The organism is Ruegeria sp. YTSA064 (assembly GCF_059610325.1).
Window position 1 is genome coordinate 18,018 of sequence record NZ_JBXWNK010000011.1, and the last position, 17,864, is coordinate 35,881.

A 17,864-nucleotide genomic window follows, 5' to 3' on the forward strand; every position below is an offset into this window, starting at 1 on the left:
CATTGCTGCGAGATTTATGCCGTGCCAGTATCTTCTTGAATTGATGGTGGTATTTGGATTTACAGTGCCTGACTTGCCAGACATTGAAACTGATTTGATTGTCTTTGACGGTGAATGCGTTTTGTGTTCGCAGTTTTTTCAGTTCATGTTGCGCCATGATCGGGACCAAAAGTTCAGATTTGCGACCGCCCAGTCGGAGTTGGGGAGGAGACTCTATTCACGGCTGAATCTCCCGACCAAGGATTTTGAGACCAATCTGGTCATCGTCGATGGTGAAGTTCACCAGAAGCTTGATGCTTTTGCCGCCGCGATGCGCGCCTTACCGGGAGCTTGGTTCTTGCTGTCCTTGTGCCGATATTTGCCAGTGTTTGTGAAGGATCGGCTGTATCACTCGATTGCCCGTAATCGATATGCGTTGTTTGGTCGTTACAACTGTTGTTTGGTTCCCGATGCTAGCCTTCGGTCCCGGTTCGCTTCAGATGGCTTCTGAGCACGACCCGTTCCTGCAAGTTCTGGGTGTGGATGAAAAGCTGCCGGAAGCAATTCAAAAACTGCACTCGGCTGAGGGGCAATATTCGGGAAAATGCAGCATAATCCGAGGTCGGGGGCCATTGGTCGCCCTGGCTTTGCGCATCGGAGGATTCCCGCCAGAAGGGGACGACCTTCAGGTCACTCTCACTATACATCGAACAAAAGGGCATTGGATTTGGAAGCGGGACTTTTCCGGGCATGAGACATGTTCACGCATTAGTTTCGACCAGAGATACAATTGCGTCCACGAAAGGATCGGGGGGCTCGCAATTTGGTTACAGCCTGTACGAACCGAGGCAGGGCTTTCGCTTCAAATCCGTCGGCTCGCCTTGTTTGGAATACCTTGTCCAAAGTTTCTGCTGCCGCAGTCAGCCTCGACAGAAACCCAAGATTCAATGGACCGCTTTTGTTTTGACATCTCTGCCCATGTGCCCGGCCTGGGTTTGCTGATCCGATATAACGGGTGGCTTGAGCCGGATCGGAACGAATTGAGGTCAGTTTGAATTGATTGTGATCTCTACTGTTTGGAGTGGTGAGGCGCACTAGGTATATTTCAGGTGGAAACAGGAAGATGACGAGGATGAAACAGATATTATCAGTTACGTTGGGCGCAATCATATTGCTCGGTTCTCCGGCAATGACCAGCGCGGCGCCAAACGGATATCAAACCGAAGCAATCAGCAATACGGAATTCGAAGTCATCCCAAGGGCGCGCAGAGATGTCGATGGATATTGGTGTGCTGCGGCGGATTTCGCACGACGGTCTTTGGGTGCGGGGTGGCAACAGCGTATTTATGTTCTGCGTGGCTATGGGCCAAGCGTGACGACCGGCCGAAAGACGGCGGTGCAGTTTTCGCTCAAACCACCTGCAAATGCAGACCAGCAAGGCAGTATATCGGTTGGGTTCAAAGCCGGCGACAGTATGTCTGTGCAAGGTGCAAATGGCCGGTGCAGTCGTCGCATTAACTTTAGGTGATCTGCGGTGCAGACCGAATTCTCGATCTCAACGCAGGGTGCGGGGCTTTATGAGTTCACCGCCCCTGTGTGCGATTGGCTGAGGCCGGTATCAGATGGCCTGCTGACCCTCTTTGTGCGGCACACCTCTTGTTCTTTGCTGATTCAGGAAAACGCTGATCCAGAAGTGCAGACCGATTTACATGCCTTTTATGACCGGCTTGTGCCGCCTTCCGACCATCCTTCGATGGCTTATCTGCGCCATACATATGAGGGGCCGGATGACATGCCAGCTCATATCAAAGCTGCGATGATGCCGGTTTCGTTGTCGATCCCGGTGAGGGGTGGGGCACCTGTGTTGGGCACATGGCAGGGGATTTACGTGTTTGAACATCGCAATGCACCGCATATGAGAAAGGTCGCTGCACACTTTGCGTGACGCTTCATATTGGGGTGGAAAATTCCGACTACCCAAACCCTAGCGGCTGCCCTATAGTTGTGGATAAGTAAGCCGCAGCGCTTACAAAAGAGGCCGAACTAGGGACGAGGAGACGGCGGATGCGCTGCCCGTTTTGCGGAAATATCGATACTCAGGTCAAAGATTCACGCCCGGCAGAGGATCACGTCGCGATCCGCCGACGCCGGTTTTGTCCGGCCTGCGGCGGACGGTTTACGACTTATGAACGTGTGCAGTTGCGCGATCTGGTTGTGATCAAGACCAATGGAAAACGAGAAGATTTCGACCGCGACAAACTTGAGCGTTCAATCCGCATATCGATGCAGAAGCGGCCGATTGATCCGGAGCGGATCGACCAGATGATTTCGGGTATCGTTCGCCGATTGGAAAGCATGGGTGAAACCGATATCCCATCGAACAAAATCGGTGAGATTGTCATGGAAGCGCTGGCCCGGATTGATACGGTCGCATATGTTCGTTTTGCGAGTGTGTACAAGAATTTCCAGGCGGCCGACGATTTCGAGGAGTTTGTCCACGAGTTGCGCCCGCCGCAACCTTCGACGGACGAGTGAACGAAGCAGATAAGCGATTTATGGCGCTTGCCTTGTCTTTGGGGCGGCGCGGCCAGGGCACGTGTTGGCCGAACCCGTCCGTCGGGTGCGTGATCGTGCGCGATGGGCGTGTTGTCGGACGCGGCTGGACGCAGCCCGGAGGCCGCCCGCATGCCGAACCCATCGCACTTGCCCAAGCAGGCGAGGCGGCACAAGGGGCGACAGCGTATGTCTCTCTTGAACCCTGCTCGCATCACGGAAAAACGCCACCCTGTGCCGAAGCATTGATCGAGGCTGGAATTGCACGCGTTGTCTCGGCAATCGAAGACAGTGACCCGCGTGTGGCTGGACAAGGGTTCGCCTTGCTGCGTGAAGCTGGGATTGATGTCGTTACCGGGGTTCTGGCCGAACAGGCGGCACGGGATCACGCGGGGTTCTTTCTGAAAACCGAGCAAGGTCGACCGTTTGTAACACTGAAACTGGCCAGCAGCTTTGATGGTCGGATTGCCACGGAAACCGGGCACAGCCAGTGGATCACCGGCCCCAATGCACGCCGTGCAGTGCACGCAATGCGGGCCCGCCATGATGCGGTCATGGTCGGCGCGGGAACGGCGCGGGCTGATGATCCGTCGCTGACGGTTCGCGATTTAGGCGTAGAACGCCAGCCGGTCCGCGTGGTGGTGTCTCGGCATCTGGACTTGCCTTTGATGGGGCATCTCGCGCGGACCGCGTCCAAAATTCCGGTCTGGCTTTGCCATGGTCCTCATCCGGATCCTGATCGCGCCCGCACCTGGGAGGGGCTTGGTGCGCGACTGATCCCATGCGCATTGGACGATCATCACGTTGAAGCCGCTGATCTGCTGCACCAGCTCGGGCAAGCGGGGTTGACGCGCGTCTTTTGTGAAGGCGGATCAGCTTTGGCTGCGTCCTTGCTAGAAAGTGATCTGGTCGATGAGCTGGTTGGTTTCACCGCCGGGCTTACGATCGGAGCCGAGGGTCTTTCGGCGATCGGAGCCTTAGGGTTGGATACTTTGGAAACCGCACCCCGGTTCGATCTGATCGAAACGCAGGTTGTTGGCGGTGATATCCTGCACCGTTGGGCGCGCGTCACGCATTAGGCCTCAGCGCCACCAACGCGCATGCGTTGCCATCATTCCTTGTAGCTTGGACAGAAGGCGGTTCATAGGTCCTGTCGCCGTTGGTGCGCCGTGCGCAAGCCGCTCAACCGCGATCTCGACTGGGCAAGCCTGCCCGGTCACGGGATCAAAGTATCGCGGGTAGTCGATCAGGGTTGCATGTACCAAGCCCATCAATGAAGGCTGCGCGCCGCGACGAGCAGGCACCGCCCCCAAATCTGTCGTCAACCCCCACCCAGCATAGAATGGCGCGCCTAGCGTCGTGACCTTGACGCCGCGCAGCAAAGCTTCGAACCCCAGCAGAGAGGTCATAGTCCAAACCTCGTCTACCTGAGACATCAGGGTGGCGGGGTCGGTGCGCTTGACCACAATGTCAGCCAAATTTGATTCGATTTTGCCTTCTCGTAGTCCGGCTTCGACATCCGGGTGAGGTTTGTAAATTAGAACAGCATCAGGGTTGGCCTCGCGCGTTACACGCAGCAGGTCGAGGTTGTTGCGAATATTGCTTGTACCCAGTCTGATCGAGGCGTCATCTTCTACCTGCCCCGGCACCAGAATGCGATGGCCTTTCGGCAGGTCCGGGGCAGGACTACCGACGTTGTACTTGCTCAGGCCGTCAGAGAGTAACCGGGCTATCAGCCGTTCTGATCGGAGCCTCTGGTCCGGTCGCAACGTCTCGCGCGCAGTGATCCATTCCTCTAGCCGGCTGGGGTGGGTCGGGTCGTAGTAAATACCGATATCATCGGTCACAAGCGAAAGCGGCGGCACCAATTCCGCACCCAATCCACACGAGCGTAGAAAGCCATCCTCGACGCGTGTTGCGCTCAAGGTATCACGCGCTTGGCTCGCCCAGGCCATATGGGGATGTGTGGTATCTTTTGGCTGCTCGGATGTAAAACGCAACTTACCGTGTTGACCGAAAATGCGCTGCAGGCGCCGCCGCTTCCACACCCGCATACCCGATGCAGTCCAACCTTTGTGATCCTGTCTCCAAGCGCGGGTCTGCGCCTCGAGTGTATCGATCACGGTTTCCAATTCGCACAAGCAGTCTTGATATGGGTCGTACCAGCGCGGATACAGGATCATTGTTGCAGCAAAAAGCTGCGCCCGCGTGAGGTTGCGTTGTCGACGGGGGAGGGAGATGTCGTCCTGTGTCAGCCCCCACCCTGAGTAAAACGGTTGCCCGAACACTCGGGGTTTATGTCCCGCCAGAATGGCTTCAAATCCCATCTGTGACGACAGAGTATAAACACCGATAGCGCCTTCCAACAGTGACCAAGGGCTTATCGGGCGGTGCAGAATGGACACGCGGTCACTCAGATCTTGATCAGAAAAATACCCTTTCCGATGACCAGCGGTCGTTTCGGGATGGCTTTTGATGATGACGCGTGCGCCTGGGTTTTCATCTTGTGCAATGACCAGCATCTCGCGGAACCGCGCATAGTCGCCGTGGCTCGCAGTAACGGCCGCATCTCCCTGGGTCTGATCAATCACCAGAACGTAGCCGGGTTCAGGGGGTGGTTGGTCAAGATCGTAGGCAGAGTATTTGCTGAGGTGCAATTCGCGTAGGCGCGCAATCGCGCCGCGCGCGCGATCCAGCAGGGCAGTGTCATCCAGCGGATGTGTCGTAAGCAGGGTTTCCAGATCGGATTGCGTAGTAGGATCAAAATGTAGACCTGCACGGTCAAGCAGCAATCCCAGCGAAGCCTCGCCGCTGCGTCCGGGTTGCAGAGATCTCAGGAACGCATCTTCGACCCGTAAGATGGGCACATCGCGTTTCCGCGCTATGGTCAAGCCGCGATGAGCAGTTGGGCTGTTGCCCCAGACCCCAACAAGATCTTCGTGTTGGGGCAGACCAAGCCGAATGTCATACCCGGACAAAGACAGGATCCGGCGCACACGCCGTTGTGTCAGGAAACCACCGTTGTAAACAAATAGCCGGGAGCGTTCGCCCCCGGCCGTGCTCTCCGGTTCAGGAAACATCCGCTAGTTTCCTGTAAGTGTCGCTACATTCGCAAATGGCGTCAGTCCTCCGGCGATCAGCGAGATTGATTTGCTCCACTGTGCATATGGGGCTTCGGTGACATAGATCGTGTCATCGTCGCGGATCACAAAATCACGTGCAACAAACAAGCCGTTGGGTGCGGTCAGGTTCAACAGGTAGATCATGCGTTGATCACCCGTCAGCTCAGGGCGCCCCATAACGCTACGTGCAATGTCCTGCCGTTCGTCGCGCAGAATGAAAATCCCGGTGGGGTCTGACGACAGCGACTGAAGGCCCCCGACTTGTGCCAGAGCTTCGAGAGCCGATAAATCCTGACTTTCGAACGCCACGCGGGACTGCCCAGTCGAACCCAGTGCAATATACGAGCGGCTATCCTGTTCAACCAGAATGCGATCGCCGCCGCGCAATGCGATGTCGGTTTCCGGATTGCGGAACAGATCGTTGTACCAGATCGTTCCCTTTTGATTTCCGCGGATCACGGTAACCAAAGCAATATCCGATGCAACTGCGACGCCTCCCGCTTGTGCGAGCATGGTCGACAAGGTTCCCGTCGGGCGCTCGATCGGGTAAATACCCGGTGCACCGATGGTCCCGGTCAAGGAAACAGTCGACCCATTGCCCGGCGTGCGCGTAACCTGAACCTGTGGATCCGGCGTTTGCTCTTCCAGTTTGCTGGAAATCAGGGTGCGCAATTGCTCGGGGGTATTGCCCGCCGCACGCAGCCGACCAGCGTAGGGAACGAAAATATATCCGTCATTGTCGACCTGAACCTGATCCAGATTGGTCGCACCACCAGCTTCTGAAGTCAGCAACCCGTCGTCGACATTCTCCCAGATGCTAAGATTTAGAACATCGCCGGGACGCACAGTATCAGACGCAATGCTTTGGGCGCTGCGAAAAGATTGTGAAAACCCGTATTGCGGAACCGCAGAGGCGGCACGTGCCACGCGGTCGTCGACCTCGACAACAAAGGCGTTGCCGCCGTTTTCGACAGAACCGGCCAGGATTTCTGTTTTGTTCGGTCCGGATTTCGGAAGCTGACACGCTGCCAGCAAACCAAGGACCACCACAAAGGAAGCCCCCCGTATCCATCGGGTAGGAAAACGCTGCACTGCCGATTTACCTCAGTCGTCTTTGTTTTGGGCAGGTTACTCGTTTCAATGCCAAACATCCAGCAACGGGTTGATTCAAGTTACTTAACAAGATGCAACTGTGGCGTTGCGGCCTCGTTGTCTTCCAGTGCCGACTGATATGGACCCTGTTTCATAAGCATCATATCTGCGGCGCGGCGCAATAATTGTCGACGTCCTTTTCGGGAATAGAAGCCACCCGGAATCTGACTGGTATTGAGAAGAAATTGTCGATAGTCCCGGTAGGCTTTGCTGTCCGGAGCATTGGGGCCAGCAAAAAAAGCCTCGATTGGCTGCCGGGAAACAAACTGTGGCTTGTCATATACCGACCGTCCGAAACTGCGCAGGGGAATGCCGCGCCACAGGGCTTGTTGGCCTGCAGTTGAATTCACGGTTACTGCTGATCTTGCTTCATCGAGAAGTTTTGCCAACTTACCACCCGGGACATAGTGAATGCGATCAGTGATATCGAGTTTTTCGGCCATGCGCTGGGCCATGTGCCGAAGTGGTTCACGATGGTTTTCCAGCGGATGCTCTTTGATGACGAGGTGGTGGTGCGCAGGGGCGCCCTTGGCAAAACCGTCAATCACCTGGCTAAGAAACTCGCTCATGCAGGAATAATCCGAATGGGATTGCACCGAGCTGTCATGACCCAGTTGCAACAGGACAAGGTGATAGGGAAAGCCCCCCCGCCTGACCCGAGTCGTTGCCCATCTTCGCTGTAATCTGTGGATTGGCATCAGTGCCAGGCGCTTGAAATACAACTGAAACTCTTTGGCGACCGGTAGCTCGCGGTGAGGCTGGAAATTTCGATAGCGCCGGTTCATGAACATCACGAACCAATGGTAAAGCGCGCCGTAGAAAATGTGCTGGCGCATATCCCCCCAATGCGAGGGCGGCGGAGGGGTTTGACCCTCAGACTGCGCCAATGCCGTCTGCATCTCTTCCACATCAAGCTCCATCAAACGCGAGTTTCCGTTCGAGCCATTGCGCTCATACGTCACCCACCAGGGGCGCAGATATCCCTCTTCGAAAACATGGATAGTAATGCCGCGTGATTTCGCAATTCGAACCGCATTTGCATGGATAGGCCGGGTATCACCATAGAGTACGATATCAGTGACACCATTGAGTGTAACTATGTCGGTGAATGTAGCTGGCCAATCGTCGGGATTCCCCAGATAGGGAATAAAGCTGGTCGTGTCGCTCCAAAACGCCTGATCGCCCGCGTTGAATCCAACACGGATGACTTTGGCTCCGGCCGCGCGCAGCATACCACCTAGTGCATTGAAGAATGGGCCATGGGGACCTTGCAGGAACAGGAACACACGCCGGTCAGGGCAGGTGGTTGAAGATGCCATATAGTCTGCTCGCAAGGAATATTAGTGGTACGTTTGGATGAAATTATGCCTCTTTGTTGGTTTCTGGGCAAGGCAGGGCTTGTTCGTCGGGCTGGGTGCCTTTACCTCGATTATTGAATTTAGGCTCTTGGGGTTGATGAAATGTTTACAGGGATCGTCACCGATATTGGCACCGTTGCCGAACTTGACCAGCAGGGTGACCTACGGGCAAGGATCAGGACCAGCTATGACACAGCAGGGATCGATATGGGTGCTTCGATCGCAAGCGATGGCGTGTGTCTGACCGTTATCGCGCTGGGGGACGACTGGTACGATGTTCAGATCAGCGCCGAAACGGTTTCGAAGACCAATCTGGATCACTGGCAGGTCGGCACGCGGGTAAATCTGGAACGCGCCTTGAAAGTCGGGGATGAACTGGGGGGGCATATCGTCTCGGGCCATGTTGATGGCGTAGCCGAAGTGATTGCGGTAGCTGACGAGGGCGATAGCACGCGTGTGACTTTGCGCGCACCCGTTGATCTTGCTCGGTTTATCGCGCCAAAAGGATCGGTAGCGCTGAACGGCACGTCTTTGACGGTCAACGATGTTGAGGGATGTGACTTCGGTATCAACTTCATCCCGCATACCAAAGAGGTCACGACATGGGGTGATGTTGCGGTTGGTGACAAGGTGAATCTTGAGATCGATACTCTGGCCAGATACGTGGCCCGTCTGGCCGAGATGTCCTGAACCTCAGGTTCCCGGCCCGAACCGTGCCGTGAGCCTTTTGGCCAGCCACCAGAAGAAAAGGACCAACAGGATCGAGGCATATCCATCAATGGCGTAATGCCACGCAAGATGTACCGATCCCAACAGGATGACAAAGGTAAACACCGTCAGCCCCCAGCCCAGCCACCGCGAATAAGTGAACCCATACAGCGCCAGGAGCGCGCTTGAAGCGACATGCATACTAGGCATAGCAGAGATACCTCGTGCGAGCCCCGAATTTTGAAAGCCATCCAGCAGCGTGCTTTGCACTTTCAGCGCCCAAACCGGGCTGATTTCATGTGATTGACGCAGCAATTCCATCTGCGGAACGAAATCCGTGCCCAGATTGAAGGGTTCATAATAAACAGGACCGACAGATGCAAAGACCGTCGCGATCACGTTACCCCCGACAAACCAGCACAGCACAAAGGCGACCAGGAATACCGTGCTACGAATTGGATCACGGCGATCTAGGCAGGCCACACAGACGGCGATATAAAGCATCGGAAACCAGATATGATAGGCCGCATTCAAAGCTGTTGTAATCACTGGCGACCCAAGGACGGGCCTTAGCAAAGTCCAGGGATCGACACCGCCGTGTAGGAACCTGTCCCATTGCGCAAACTGTGTGTCCCAAAGAGAGGGATTCAACGAGTGAATCTCGTTCTTCAAAAATGTGTAGGTTACGATCAGAGCGACGATGCTGACGAAGCAGATCAAAACGTCGGGTGCTTTTTCGACGTCTGTCAGTTTGGTCCGCAGGTCTTGCAACATCCAATGAATTGGCTTTTTCGGTTTGACCACAAAAATCGCAACACCAAGCCTCCAGAGGATGAAATTTGCGAACATAAAGCAAAGCAGACGGAGCGATATTCCTAAAAGGATGGGGGTCGAGGAATCCCAAAATGACCGGCCCACATATAGGCTGACGGCGATGGCGCATGCGATTTGCAGCGCAACCAGTAACAATAACAGCCTGTTACGCCAAAGGGAATTTATCAGAACTGCATTAGAAGCAGGGAGATAGGCGGTCTTGGACACTGGGCTCGATATCTCGACACACTAGGGAATTGTTGAGTTTTAGGTGCCTTTGATATCGGGCATTCCGAGGGCTTGATTGCGGCAATTTGTGGACAAAGCCCACATTTGCACCTCAAAGGTTCAGAAAATGGCAACAATATCGGCGTATCGAAACAGGGGTATTTACACCCGCCGTGGCCAGTTTTTTACGCCCGTCTCAGATTGAACTACTTGTTGCACATTCCGATGCCAGGGGCGGATCGCACAAACCGGAGCGCATACGGGCTGGTCATTGACGCGCACGTGGTCTATTTCGCCAGCAAACCTGCCATGCGAAAGGCTTACCCCATGAGCTTTGAAACCCCCGGACCGGTTGAGGCCCAGTTGCGCGAGGCGATTAGCCCGATCGAGGACATCATCGAAGAGGCCCGCAAAGGCCGGATGTACATTCTTGTCGATCACGAAGATCGCGAGAATGAGGGCGACCTCGTAATTGCTGCAGAATTTGCCGATGCGAATGCCATCAACTTCATGGCCACCCATGGGCGCGGGCTGATTTGTCTGCCCATGACAGCCGAACGGATTGATCATCTGGGGCTGCCGATGATGGCCGTTAACAACTCATCACGTCACGAGACGGCGTTCACCGTTTCAATTGAGGCGCGCGAGGGGGTTTCCACTGGAATCTCAGCCGCTGACCGCGCGTTGACCGTCGCAACCGCGATCAACGAGCAAAACACGATGGCGCATATTGCGACGCCGGGCCATGTGTTCCCGTTGCGTGCCAAGCGCGGTGGGGTGCTTGTGCGCGCGGGTCATACCGAGGCGGCAGTGGATATCTCGCGTCTGGCTGGGTTGAAGCCAGCGGGAGTGATCTGTGAGATCATGAACCCCGACGGCACCATGGCGCGTCTGCCCGATCTGGTTGAGTTCGCCAAAGAGCATGACTTGAAGATCGGGACAATCAGCGACCTGATCAGCTATCGCTCGCGTAATGATAATTTGGTCGTCGAAACCTCGCGTGAGACGGTGACCTCGGAATACGGTGGCGACTGGGAGATGCGGATTTTTACCGATCAAACCCATGGCATCGAACATGTTGTGATGATCAAGGGCGACATCACAACGCCCGAGCCGGTCCTGACTCGGACCCATGCTTTGCATGAAGCACCCGATATTCTGGGGCTCGGCCCGAAATCCTCGCGAGAGCTGCCTCGCGCGATGGAGAAGATAGCCGCAGAGGGGAGGGGGGTGGTTTGCCTGTTCCGCCAGCCCCGCAATTCTCTCTATGCTGCCGAAGATGAAGGTCCGCGGACTATCAAGCAAACCGGCCTGGGTGCGCAGATTCTATCCAAGATGGGTGTTCAGGAACTGGTGTTGCTGACTGATTCACCCGAAACTGTATATCTGGGGCTCGACGCCTTTGGGCTGTCCATTGTCGGAACCCGCTCGATCCTCAAGGAAGACTGAAAATGGCTGAACAAGACAAACATGGTATCCTGCCGACACCGACATTCGATAAACCGGTGAAGTTGCTAATTGTGGCGGCTCCGTTCTACCGCGCGATTGCCGACAACCTGATTGCGGGTGCCAAAGCCGAGATCGAGGCGGCTGGCGGTACCTGCGAGGTTGTCGAAGTTCCCGGTGCGTTGGAAATTCCGACCGCTATCGCCATGGCCGACCGTCAGTGCAATTTTGACGGCTATGTCGCGCTGGGCTGCGTCATTCGCGGCGAGACCACGCATTATGAAACAGTCTGCAACGACTCGAGTCGTGCCATCCAACTGATGGGCCTGCAGGGCCTGTGCATCGGCAATGGTATTCTGACGGTCGAGAATGACGATCAGGCCGAAGTTCGCGCAAATCCTGAAAAGATGAATAAAGGCGGCGGAGCCGCCGCTGCGGCCTTGCATCTGATCGCGCTCAGCCGTAAGTGGGGCTCTTCCAAAAAGGGCGTGGGCTTTAAGCCGCCGTCCGAGTCCATCCTTGTGGCGGGCGACAGCAACGGATCCACAATCGCATGACCAAGACAGACGCGCCGAAACCGGCCAACCAGAAACGCCTGATGAAATCCGCCGCACGCCTCTATGCCGTGCAGGCGCTATTCCAGATGGAGCAATCGGGTCAGACGACTGAAGCAGTCGTAACCGAGTTTCTGGATCACCGTTTTGGCGCCGTCTATGAAGGCGAAGAAATGCTGGATGGCGATATCAGCGTCTTCCGCAAACTGGTGGATGACGCCGTGAACTATCAGGCCCCCATCGACCAGATGACCGACCGCGCGCTGGTGGCGAAATGGCCCATAGCCCGCATCGATCCGACCCTGCGCGCCCTGTTTCGAGCCGCCGGAGCGGAACTGACCCAAAGTAACACACCGCCCAAAGTCGTCATCACTGAGTTTGTCGACGTGGCCCGTGCATTCTTCCCCGAAGGGAAAGAACCCAAATTCGTCAACGCTGTGCTGGATCATATGGCGCGCGAGGCTCAGCCCGAGGCGTTCTGACACCTTTACCCGGACCAGATATGCACTAGCCTGAAAACCAGAGCGCAAGGAGGTTCACCATGCCCAAACTGGTCCGACTTTATATCACTCAAGTTGCATGGGGCTTTGTCATCTCGGCTGTTTTTGTCGGTGTGCTTCTGGCGATGAACGTTGCCAACCTGCGCCACCTGATTACAGGGTCAGAGATCGGACTGATCGCATTGGTGATGATCTGGTTTATGAACGGGATCGTATTCGCAGGGGTTCAGTTCGCCTACAAGATCATGAGCATGGCAGATAACACCCAGGGGCCGCACGGTGGATCAGCTGTTGCCCACAATTTCCGACCTGCAGTCGTGAAGCAGGAAGTGCGACCAGATCATTGATCTGAAAAGGAAAAATGTGGCGGGACCACCAGTCAACCGTGGGGCTTTGATTCCCGAGGACCTGTGTATACAGGTGGGCGCCAGATAATCAGGCCAGGACCTGAACAGAGCCAGCTCCCTCGGAATTGCTTAAGGCCACCGGAATGCTGCCGTGCACGAGAAGGGCAGAACCCGCCAAGCGCTTAAGTAGGGCGTGAAGCGGGTTCGCACAAGGGGTTATGCATCAACAGTTTCGTGCAGTGCTGTGCGCATCTTACCGAAATGTTCGTCCCAGCCATTGTCCAGTGCAAGGATCAGGCCAAAGGCGTCGACCCCTTGTGGTAGCCCTTCGTGCAACAAGCCAAGGCGTGTACCGCCCGGGACCGGTTCCAAGGTCCATTTGACCACGCTCACGGCTTTACCCATTGGTTTGACGGTGAATGTGTATTCCAGATATTCCGGGCGGCGCGCCTCACGCACTTCACCCCAGATCAGAAGATCACCGCTGGTCGTCCCGAACATCTCAAGCTTATTACCCGCTGCCAAAGGTCGTTCGGGTTTGTGGAACCATTCTGCCAGACGGTCGGGTTCGGTTAGGTAAGCCCAAACAGTTTCGGGCTCGGCCCGCAAGAATATGGTCTTTTGCAATACGGCATTGGTCACTTTTTATTCCTCTCTATCGCTTCTTGTAAGTTCGAAAGGCGGTCGTCCCAGAACCGATCAAAATAGCTGAGCCAGTCCAGAACAGGGGCCATCCCCTTGGGTTCAAGCCGATTAATGCGTTCACGGCCCTTTGCTTCGACCGTAATCAGACCGCCATCTGACAGAACAGTCAGGTGTTTTTTGACCGCCGCCCTTGTCATGTCGAAGCGTTCGGTGAGTTGTGCGATCGTCATGTCCTTGGCCGCCAACATCTGCACAATGTCCCGACGGGTAGGGTCAGCAAGCGCCCGGAACGCGTTTTGAATCTTCGGGTCCATGGTACACTCCATATGATACCATTAGGTACTATATTAATGAGATACCAAATGGTATCATGTCAAGAGCTTGATTTTTGTTCACTAATTGTTCACATTTTAGATATGACACTCGATCTACAACCTGGACAAAAACTGGCACGCGGTGTTTCGCGACATTTGTTAACCCATGGCTATGTTTCAATTGAGGAATTTGTACCGGCACGGGGTCTGCGCGTCGATGTAATGGGCTTGGGCCCAAAGGGCGAGCTGTGGGTGATCGAGTGCAAATCCAGTCGTGCTGACTATCAGTCAGACTCTAAGTGGCAGGGCTATCTGGAATGGTGTGATCGATTCTTTTGGGCGGTAGATACTGACTTTCCGACCGATTTGCTGCCTGAAGACACTGGGTTGATTATTGCAGACGCATATGATGCCGAGATCATCCGAATGAGCCCGGAAAGCAAAGTGGCTCCGGCGCGAAGAAAGAAGATGATCCAGAAATTTGCTGTAGACGCAGCCCGCAGGCTGCATACGCTGCGTGATCCGCGACTTTAACTGCTGACTGCCCGCGCTGCCTGAGCAGCGGCGCGGATTTCCTCGGCGATTTCTTCGGCCTCTTCCGGGTCAAAATCCATCGGAATCTCAATACCGGAACCTTCAATAAACAGACGCACCATACCCTGATCGGTGGGGCCGATCTGCAGATTCGCTTCGATTTCGCGTTCGGTGTTGATGCCCATTTGTGCCTCCGGGAATTCAGTCTTGGTGCTAGCGTGCAACGGGTTGAGAATCAAGCGGGCTATAGGGTCAGATAGGGAATGGATGACATCAACCTTAGACACTTTCGTCCAGATGACACCGCGTGGCTGGTGGAACGTCACGGTACGCTGTATGGCCGCGATGAGGGGTTCGACGAGACTTTCGCCCCACTGGTGGCGCGAATTCTTGAGGATTTTATTGCCAATAGTAACTCGGAACGCGAATGCGGTTGGATTGCCGAGCGCGCAGGTAAGCGACTTGGAAGTATATTCTGTGTCACGCAGGACGACCACACTGCCAAGCTGCGCTTGTTTTTGCTGGTGCCCGAAGCTCGCGGGCTGGGGCTCGGAAAGCGTCTTTTGACCACCTGCATGGGCTTTGCGCGCGGCGCGGGATATCGTGAAATGGCGCTTTGGACTCATGAAAGCCACGCTGCGGCCTGCGGGCTTTACCGCTCGTTTGGATGGCGGCTTACAGACAGCAAGCCGGTACATTCCTTTGGTGTCGATCTGGTAGAACAAAGCTGGCGAATTCGCCTTTAATCCCCTTGCAATCCTCGCACGCCTTCGCTAAATCGCCCCTCACGAGTGCCGCCTTAGCTCAGTTGGTTAGAGCGCTGGATTGTGGATCCAGAGGTCCCCTGTTCAAGCCAGGGAGGCGGTACCATTTCCCCGGACTTGCATCGATTGCCGAATAAGGTCTCGGGGGTGATCCGGCGCTTGCCATAAACCGCATTCTAGAGGTGTAGTTGAGACATGCCGGACGCTAAGTTTTCAGAAACCCGCACTGCCGCCCGCCTCTCTGTCGCCCCCATGATGGACTGGACGGATCGTCACTGTCGGTATCTGCATCGCCTGCTGAGTTCGCGAACGCTGTTGTACACCGAAATGGTGACGGCACCCGCTTTGGTACGGGGTGGGGCGTTTCATTTGCTTGAATACAGCCCCCAGGAACATCCAATCGCGCTTCAGCTGGGTGGGTCCGATCCAAGCGAATTGGCACTGGCTGCCAAGATGGGGGCCGAGGCTGGGTATGATGAGATCAATCTGAATTGCGGCTGCCCGTCTGATCGTGTGCAATCGGGCACTTTTGGCGCCGTATTGATGCGCGAACCTGAGCGTGTTGCGGAATGTGTTGCGGCAATGCGAGAGGTCGTGGAGGCTGAAGTCACTGTAAAGTGCCGGATCGGCGTTGATGAGCAAGACCCTCAAAAGGTGCTGCCCGTTTTCCTTGAGCAAATCAAAACGGCGGGATGTGAACGTGTCACGATCCACGCACGAATGGCATGGCTGCAAGGGCTAAGCCCTAAGGAAAATAGGGATATCCCTCCGCTTGACTACGAACTGGTTCATCAGATGAAGGCAGATTTTCCTGACCTTCACATTTCGATCAACGGTGGAATTACATCGCTGGTACAGGCGCAGGAGCATCTGGACGCTGGGCTTGATGGCGTCATGATCGGGCGCGCGGCCTATCATCAGCCAACGGATATCCTGGCCGGGGCAGATCCGCTGATTTTTGGAATCGGCCAGATTGCAGATCCGATGGACGTGGTTCAAAAAATGTTGCCCTATGTCGAGGCGCATCTTGCCGGTGGTGGGCGATTGCACCAGATCACTCGGCATATGCTGGGTCTGTTTGCAGGACGTCCGGGTGCGCGGGGATGGCGGCGGATGCTATCTGAGGGCGCAGTGCGCGAAAATGCAGGGCCTGAGGTGATCCTGCGGGCTCTGGATTCGATTGTGTCGAATGCATCGGTAGAGCAGGTGGTTTGACACGGCCCTTGGCCGATTTGGAGGGATGATGCCGGATACGATGTTGCTGGCCCAGATGCTGGGGCTATTGCTTGTCATTGGCGCCTTCGCAGGGGTTTTGGCCGGGTTGTTGGGCGTTGGGGGCGGTATCGTGCTTGTGCCTGCTTTCTTCTATGCGTTTCAAACACTTGGATATGGCGGCCCACAGTTGATGCAATTGTGTCTGGCAACTTCGCTGGCGACTATAATTGTAACCTCTGTCCGCTCGGTGCTGAGCCATAACAAAAAAGGTGCAGTTGACTGGGATATTTTGCGCAGTTGGGGGCCGGGCATTGCGGCTGGTGCGATTATCGGCGTTCTGGTGGCTTCGGCGCTGAGAACAGAGTTGTTGCAGGCGTTATTCGGTATTCTTGGTATGGTTATCGGAGCCTATCTGGGATTGGGTAAGTCCGAATGGAGGCTGGGGGAAGCGATGCCCAAAGGTTTGCGCCGCGCCGCCTTGTCCCCCTCGGTCGGATTTCTATCGGTTTTAATGGGGATCGGCGGGGGCAGCTTTGGTGTCCCACTCATGAGCCTCTACAACACCCCGATCCATCGCGCAGTTGCGACCGCCGCTGGATTTGGCGTGATCATCGCAGTGCCATCGGTGCTGGGCTTTCTATTTCTTAACATCGCACCTGAGCATCGCCCGCCTCTGACCATTGGAGCGGTCAATCTGGTGGCTTTCAGTATCGTTGTGGCCATGACCATGATCACTGCGCCATGGGGCGTAAAGCTTGCTCATGCGATGGACCCGAAACCGCTTAGACGCGTATTTGCTGTCTTCCTTACGCTCGTGGCGTTGAATATGCTGCGCAAGGCTCTGGGATGGTAGACGCCTTTTACAACCGCGGTTGGGTCAGGTTTTCTCATGATGCAGCACTCGCTCAGTGGGTGGCGCAGGTTCTGCCTACGGCCCGCAAGGCGATCGACGATCCGCTACATTCTATCTGGCATGATTGCGAGGGGACTTGGTTCATCGGCGTGGACGCGCTGGAAAACGACGCGCAGGGCAGGGTAGAAGGGTCGCCAGCATTGTCCGGCGCGGCTATTGAGTTCGCGCAGCAACAATTCGGGGCGATCGACCTGCATAAGGCGCAGGTATCGGTCATTTATCCGGGGTATCCTCAGCCCCGCCGGGGTGAAAGTGAAGCCGCCGCACGATATCGCGCCAATCGCGATGCAGCGCATGTGGATGGATTGAAGCCATCGGGACCAGACCGGCGACGGCACGTGGATGAACCGCATGCCTGGATATTGGGCATTCCGCTGACAGAAGCGTCTTGTGATGCCTCACCCATGGTGGTTTGGGATGGTAGCCATAAAATACTTGGTGCAGCGTTCCGCAACGCGCTGAAAGATGTCTCTTCGGGCGAATTGGCCAACACTGATATCACGGATACCTATCAGGCTGCCCGACTGGAGGTGTTTCAAAACTGTCGGCGGATTGAACTGCCTGCACGGCCGGGTGAGGCCTATCTGTTGCATCGTCACTGTCTGCATGGTGTTGCCCCCTGGGGCGCTGACGCGGTTGCCGGGCCCGATGGACGGATGATCGCCTATTTCCGCCCCGAGTTGCCGGGCGGTGTGGCACAATGGCTGGAAACTCCGTAA

23 protein-coding genes and 1 tRNA gene are annotated in these 17,864 nt (G+C 55.7%); 17 read left to right on the forward strand and 7 right to left on the reverse strand.

The annotated features are described in order from the left end of the window. Positions 1-43: 43 nt before the first annotated feature. The 6 genes from AC2FI7_RS16530 to ribD all read left to right on the forward strand — a co-directional run bounded on the left by AC2FI7_RS16530 (position 44) and on the right by ribD (position 3,611). The gene (locus tag AC2FI7_RS16530; protein ID WP_050806462.1) at positions 44-490 is read left to right on the forward strand and encodes a thiol-disulfide oxidoreductase DCC family protein; all 447 of its coding nucleotides are present in this window, start codon (positions 44-46) and stop codon (positions 488-490) included. Then, a complete protein-coding gene (locus AC2FI7_RS16535) occupies positions 480-1,034 on the forward strand; it encodes a DUF4166 domain-containing protein (RefSeq protein WP_010441996.1) in 555 nt (184 codons plus the stop codon). The genes AC2FI7_RS16530 and AC2FI7_RS16535 overlap by 11 nt, the downstream gene beginning before the upstream one ends. Before the next feature lie 77 nt (positions 1,035-1,111). Beyond that, complete coding sequence (locus AC2FI7_RS16540; protein ID WP_010441997.1) at positions 1,112-1,507, forward strand: hypothetical protein; 396 nt, start codon at positions 1,112-1,114, stop codon at positions 1,505-1,507. A gap of 6 nt (positions 1,508-1,513) precedes the next feature. Beyond that, entirely contained in the window at positions 1,514-1,924 is a 411-nt protein-coding gene (locus AC2FI7_RS16545; protein ID WP_010441998.1) for a secondary thiamine-phosphate synthase enzyme YjbQ, read from the forward strand. 119 nt (positions 1,925-2,043) lie between these two features. Beyond that, positions 2,044-2,514, forward strand: coding sequence for a transcriptional regulator NrdR (gene nrdR / locus AC2FI7_RS16550; protein WP_008756450.1), 471 nt, complete (start codon positions 2,044-2,046; stop codon positions 2,512-2,514). Continuing rightward, complete coding sequence (ribD, locus tag AC2FI7_RS16555; RefSeq protein WP_259462631.1) at positions 2,511-3,611, forward strand: bifunctional diaminohydroxyphosphoribosylaminopyrimidine deaminase/5-amino-6-(5-phosphoribosylamino)uracil reductase RibD; 1,101 nt, start codon at positions 2,511-2,513, stop codon at positions 3,609-3,611. The genes nrdR and ribD overlap by 4 nt, the downstream gene beginning before the upstream one ends. Before the next feature lie 3 nt (positions 3,612-3,614). On the opposite strand, the gene AC2FI7_RS16560 is transcribed toward ribD, so the two are convergent. From AC2FI7_RS16560 to AC2FI7_RS16570, 3 genes are all read right to left on the reverse strand, one after another. After that, positions 3,615-5,612: a capsule polysaccharide biogenesis protein gene (locus AC2FI7_RS16560; RefSeq protein ID WP_496816245.1), complete on the reverse strand. Its 1,998-nt coding sequence runs from the start codon at positions 5,610-5,612 to the stop codon at positions 3,615-3,617. Between the two features lie 3 nt (positions 5,613-5,615). After that, positions 5,616-6,746 (reverse strand): polysaccharide biosynthesis/export family protein, encoded by a 1,131-nt coding sequence (locus AC2FI7_RS16565; protein ID WP_029621996.1) that lies wholly within the window; start codon positions 6,744-6,746, stop codon positions 5,616-5,618. 80 nt (positions 6,747-6,826) lie between these two features. Continuing rightward, positions 6,827-8,125, reverse strand: a complete 1,299-nt coding sequence (locus AC2FI7_RS16570) for a capsular biosynthesis protein (RefSeq protein ID WP_170779794.1) — start codon at positions 8,123-8,125, stop codon at positions 6,827-6,829. A gap of 141 nt (positions 8,126-8,266) precedes the next feature. Here AC2FI7_RS16570 and AC2FI7_RS16575 point away from each other — a divergent pair, with 141 nt between their 5' ends. Then, entirely contained in the window at positions 8,267-8,854 is a 588-nt protein-coding gene (locus AC2FI7_RS16575; protein ID WP_010442003.1) for a riboflavin synthase, read from the forward strand. Between the two features lie 3 nt (positions 8,855-8,857). Here the strand turns inward: AC2FI7_RS16575 and AC2FI7_RS16580 are convergent, their stop codons facing one another. Next, entirely contained in the window at positions 8,858-9,646 is a 789-nt protein-coding gene (locus AC2FI7_RS16580; protein WP_238528800.1) for a phosphatase PAP2 family protein, read from the reverse strand. A 594-nt stretch (positions 9,647-10,240) separates the two neighbouring features. Here AC2FI7_RS16580 and ribB point away from each other — a divergent pair. Genes ribB through AC2FI7_RS16600 form a run of 4 tightly spaced genes read left to right on the forward strand, consistent with a single transcriptional unit; the run spans position 10,241 to position 12,760 of the window. Next, the gene (gene ribB / locus AC2FI7_RS16585; protein WP_120981160.1) at positions 10,241-11,362 is read left to right on the forward strand and encodes a 3,4-dihydroxy-2-butanone-4-phosphate synthase; all 1,122 of its coding nucleotides are present in this window, start codon (positions 10,241-10,243) and stop codon (positions 11,360-11,362) included. A gap of 2 nt (positions 11,363-11,364) precedes the next feature. Further along, the gene (locus AC2FI7_RS16590; RefSeq protein ID WP_010442005.1) at positions 11,365-11,916 is read left to right on the forward strand and encodes a 6,7-dimethyl-8-ribityllumazine synthase; all 552 of its coding nucleotides are present in this window, start codon (positions 11,365-11,367) and stop codon (positions 11,914-11,916) included. Further along, a complete protein-coding gene (gene nusB / locus AC2FI7_RS16595) occupies positions 11,913-12,395 on the forward strand; it encodes a transcription antitermination factor NusB (RefSeq protein ID WP_010442006.1) in 483 nt (160 codons plus the stop codon). Before AC2FI7_RS16590 ends, nusB begins: the two co-directional genes overlap by 4 nt. A gap of 59 nt (positions 12,396-12,454) precedes the next feature. Continuing rightward, positions 12,455-12,760 (forward strand): hypothetical protein, encoded by a 306-nt coding sequence (locus tag AC2FI7_RS16600; protein ID WP_010442007.1) that lies wholly within the window; start codon positions 12,455-12,457, stop codon positions 12,758-12,760. Between the two features lie 216 nt (positions 12,761-12,976). Here the strand turns inward: AC2FI7_RS16600 and AC2FI7_RS16605 are convergent, their stop codons facing one another. Further along, positions 12,977-13,402, reverse strand: a complete 426-nt coding sequence (locus tag AC2FI7_RS16605) for an SRPBCC family protein (RefSeq protein ID WP_010442008.1) — start codon at positions 13,400-13,402, stop codon at positions 12,977-12,979. Continuing rightward, a complete protein-coding gene (locus AC2FI7_RS16610; RefSeq protein ID WP_319544876.1) occupies positions 13,399-13,719 on the reverse strand; it encodes an ArsR/SmtB family transcription factor in 321 nt (106 codons plus the stop codon). The genes AC2FI7_RS16605 and AC2FI7_RS16610 overlap by 4 nt, the downstream gene beginning before the upstream one ends. Before the next feature lie 102 nt (positions 13,720-13,821). Between AC2FI7_RS16610 and AC2FI7_RS16615 the strand changes: the two genes are divergently transcribed. Next, the gene (locus AC2FI7_RS16615) at positions 13,822-14,253 is read left to right on the forward strand and encodes an MmcB family DNA repair protein (protein WP_029621999.1); all 432 of its coding nucleotides are present in this window, start codon (positions 13,822-13,824) and stop codon (positions 14,251-14,253) included. Here the strand turns inward: AC2FI7_RS16615 and AC2FI7_RS16620 are convergent. After that, the gene (locus AC2FI7_RS16620) at positions 14,250-14,438 is read right to left on the reverse strand and encodes a DUF6324 family protein (protein WP_010442011.1); all 189 of its coding nucleotides are present in this window, start codon (positions 14,436-14,438) and stop codon (positions 14,250-14,252) included. The two genes, AC2FI7_RS16615 and AC2FI7_RS16620, sit on opposite strands and share 4 nt — an antisense overlap. A gap of 78 nt (positions 14,439-14,516) precedes the next feature. Between AC2FI7_RS16620 and AC2FI7_RS16625 the strand changes: the two genes are divergently transcribed. The 5 genes from AC2FI7_RS16625 to AC2FI7_RS16645 all read left to right on the forward strand — a co-directional run bounded on the left by AC2FI7_RS16625 (position 14,517) and on the right by AC2FI7_RS16645 (position 17,864). After that, positions 14,517-14,999: a GNAT family N-acetyltransferase gene (locus tag AC2FI7_RS16625; protein ID WP_496816249.1), complete on the forward strand. Its 483-nt coding sequence runs from the start codon at positions 14,517-14,519 to the stop codon at positions 14,997-14,999. 47 nt (positions 15,000-15,046) lie between these two features. Further along, positions 15,047-15,123: transfer RNA gene (locus AC2FI7_RS16630), tRNA-His, on the forward strand. Between the two features lie 89 nt (positions 15,124-15,212). Continuing rightward, positions 15,213-16,232: a tRNA dihydrouridine(20/20a) synthase DusA gene (gene dusA, locus AC2FI7_RS16635; RefSeq protein ID WP_010442013.1), complete on the forward strand. Its 1,020-nt coding sequence runs from the start codon at positions 15,213-15,215 to the stop codon at positions 16,230-16,232. Between the two features lie 28 nt (positions 16,233-16,260). After that, a complete protein-coding gene (locus tag AC2FI7_RS16640) occupies positions 16,261-17,085 on the forward strand; it encodes a sulfite exporter TauE/SafE family protein (RefSeq protein WP_010442014.1) in 825 nt (274 codons plus the stop codon). Further along, positions 17,079-17,864, forward strand: coding sequence for a hypothetical protein (locus AC2FI7_RS16645; protein ID WP_010442015.1), 786 nt, complete (start codon positions 17,079-17,081; stop codon positions 17,862-17,864). The genes AC2FI7_RS16640 and AC2FI7_RS16645 overlap by 7 nt, the downstream gene beginning before the upstream one ends.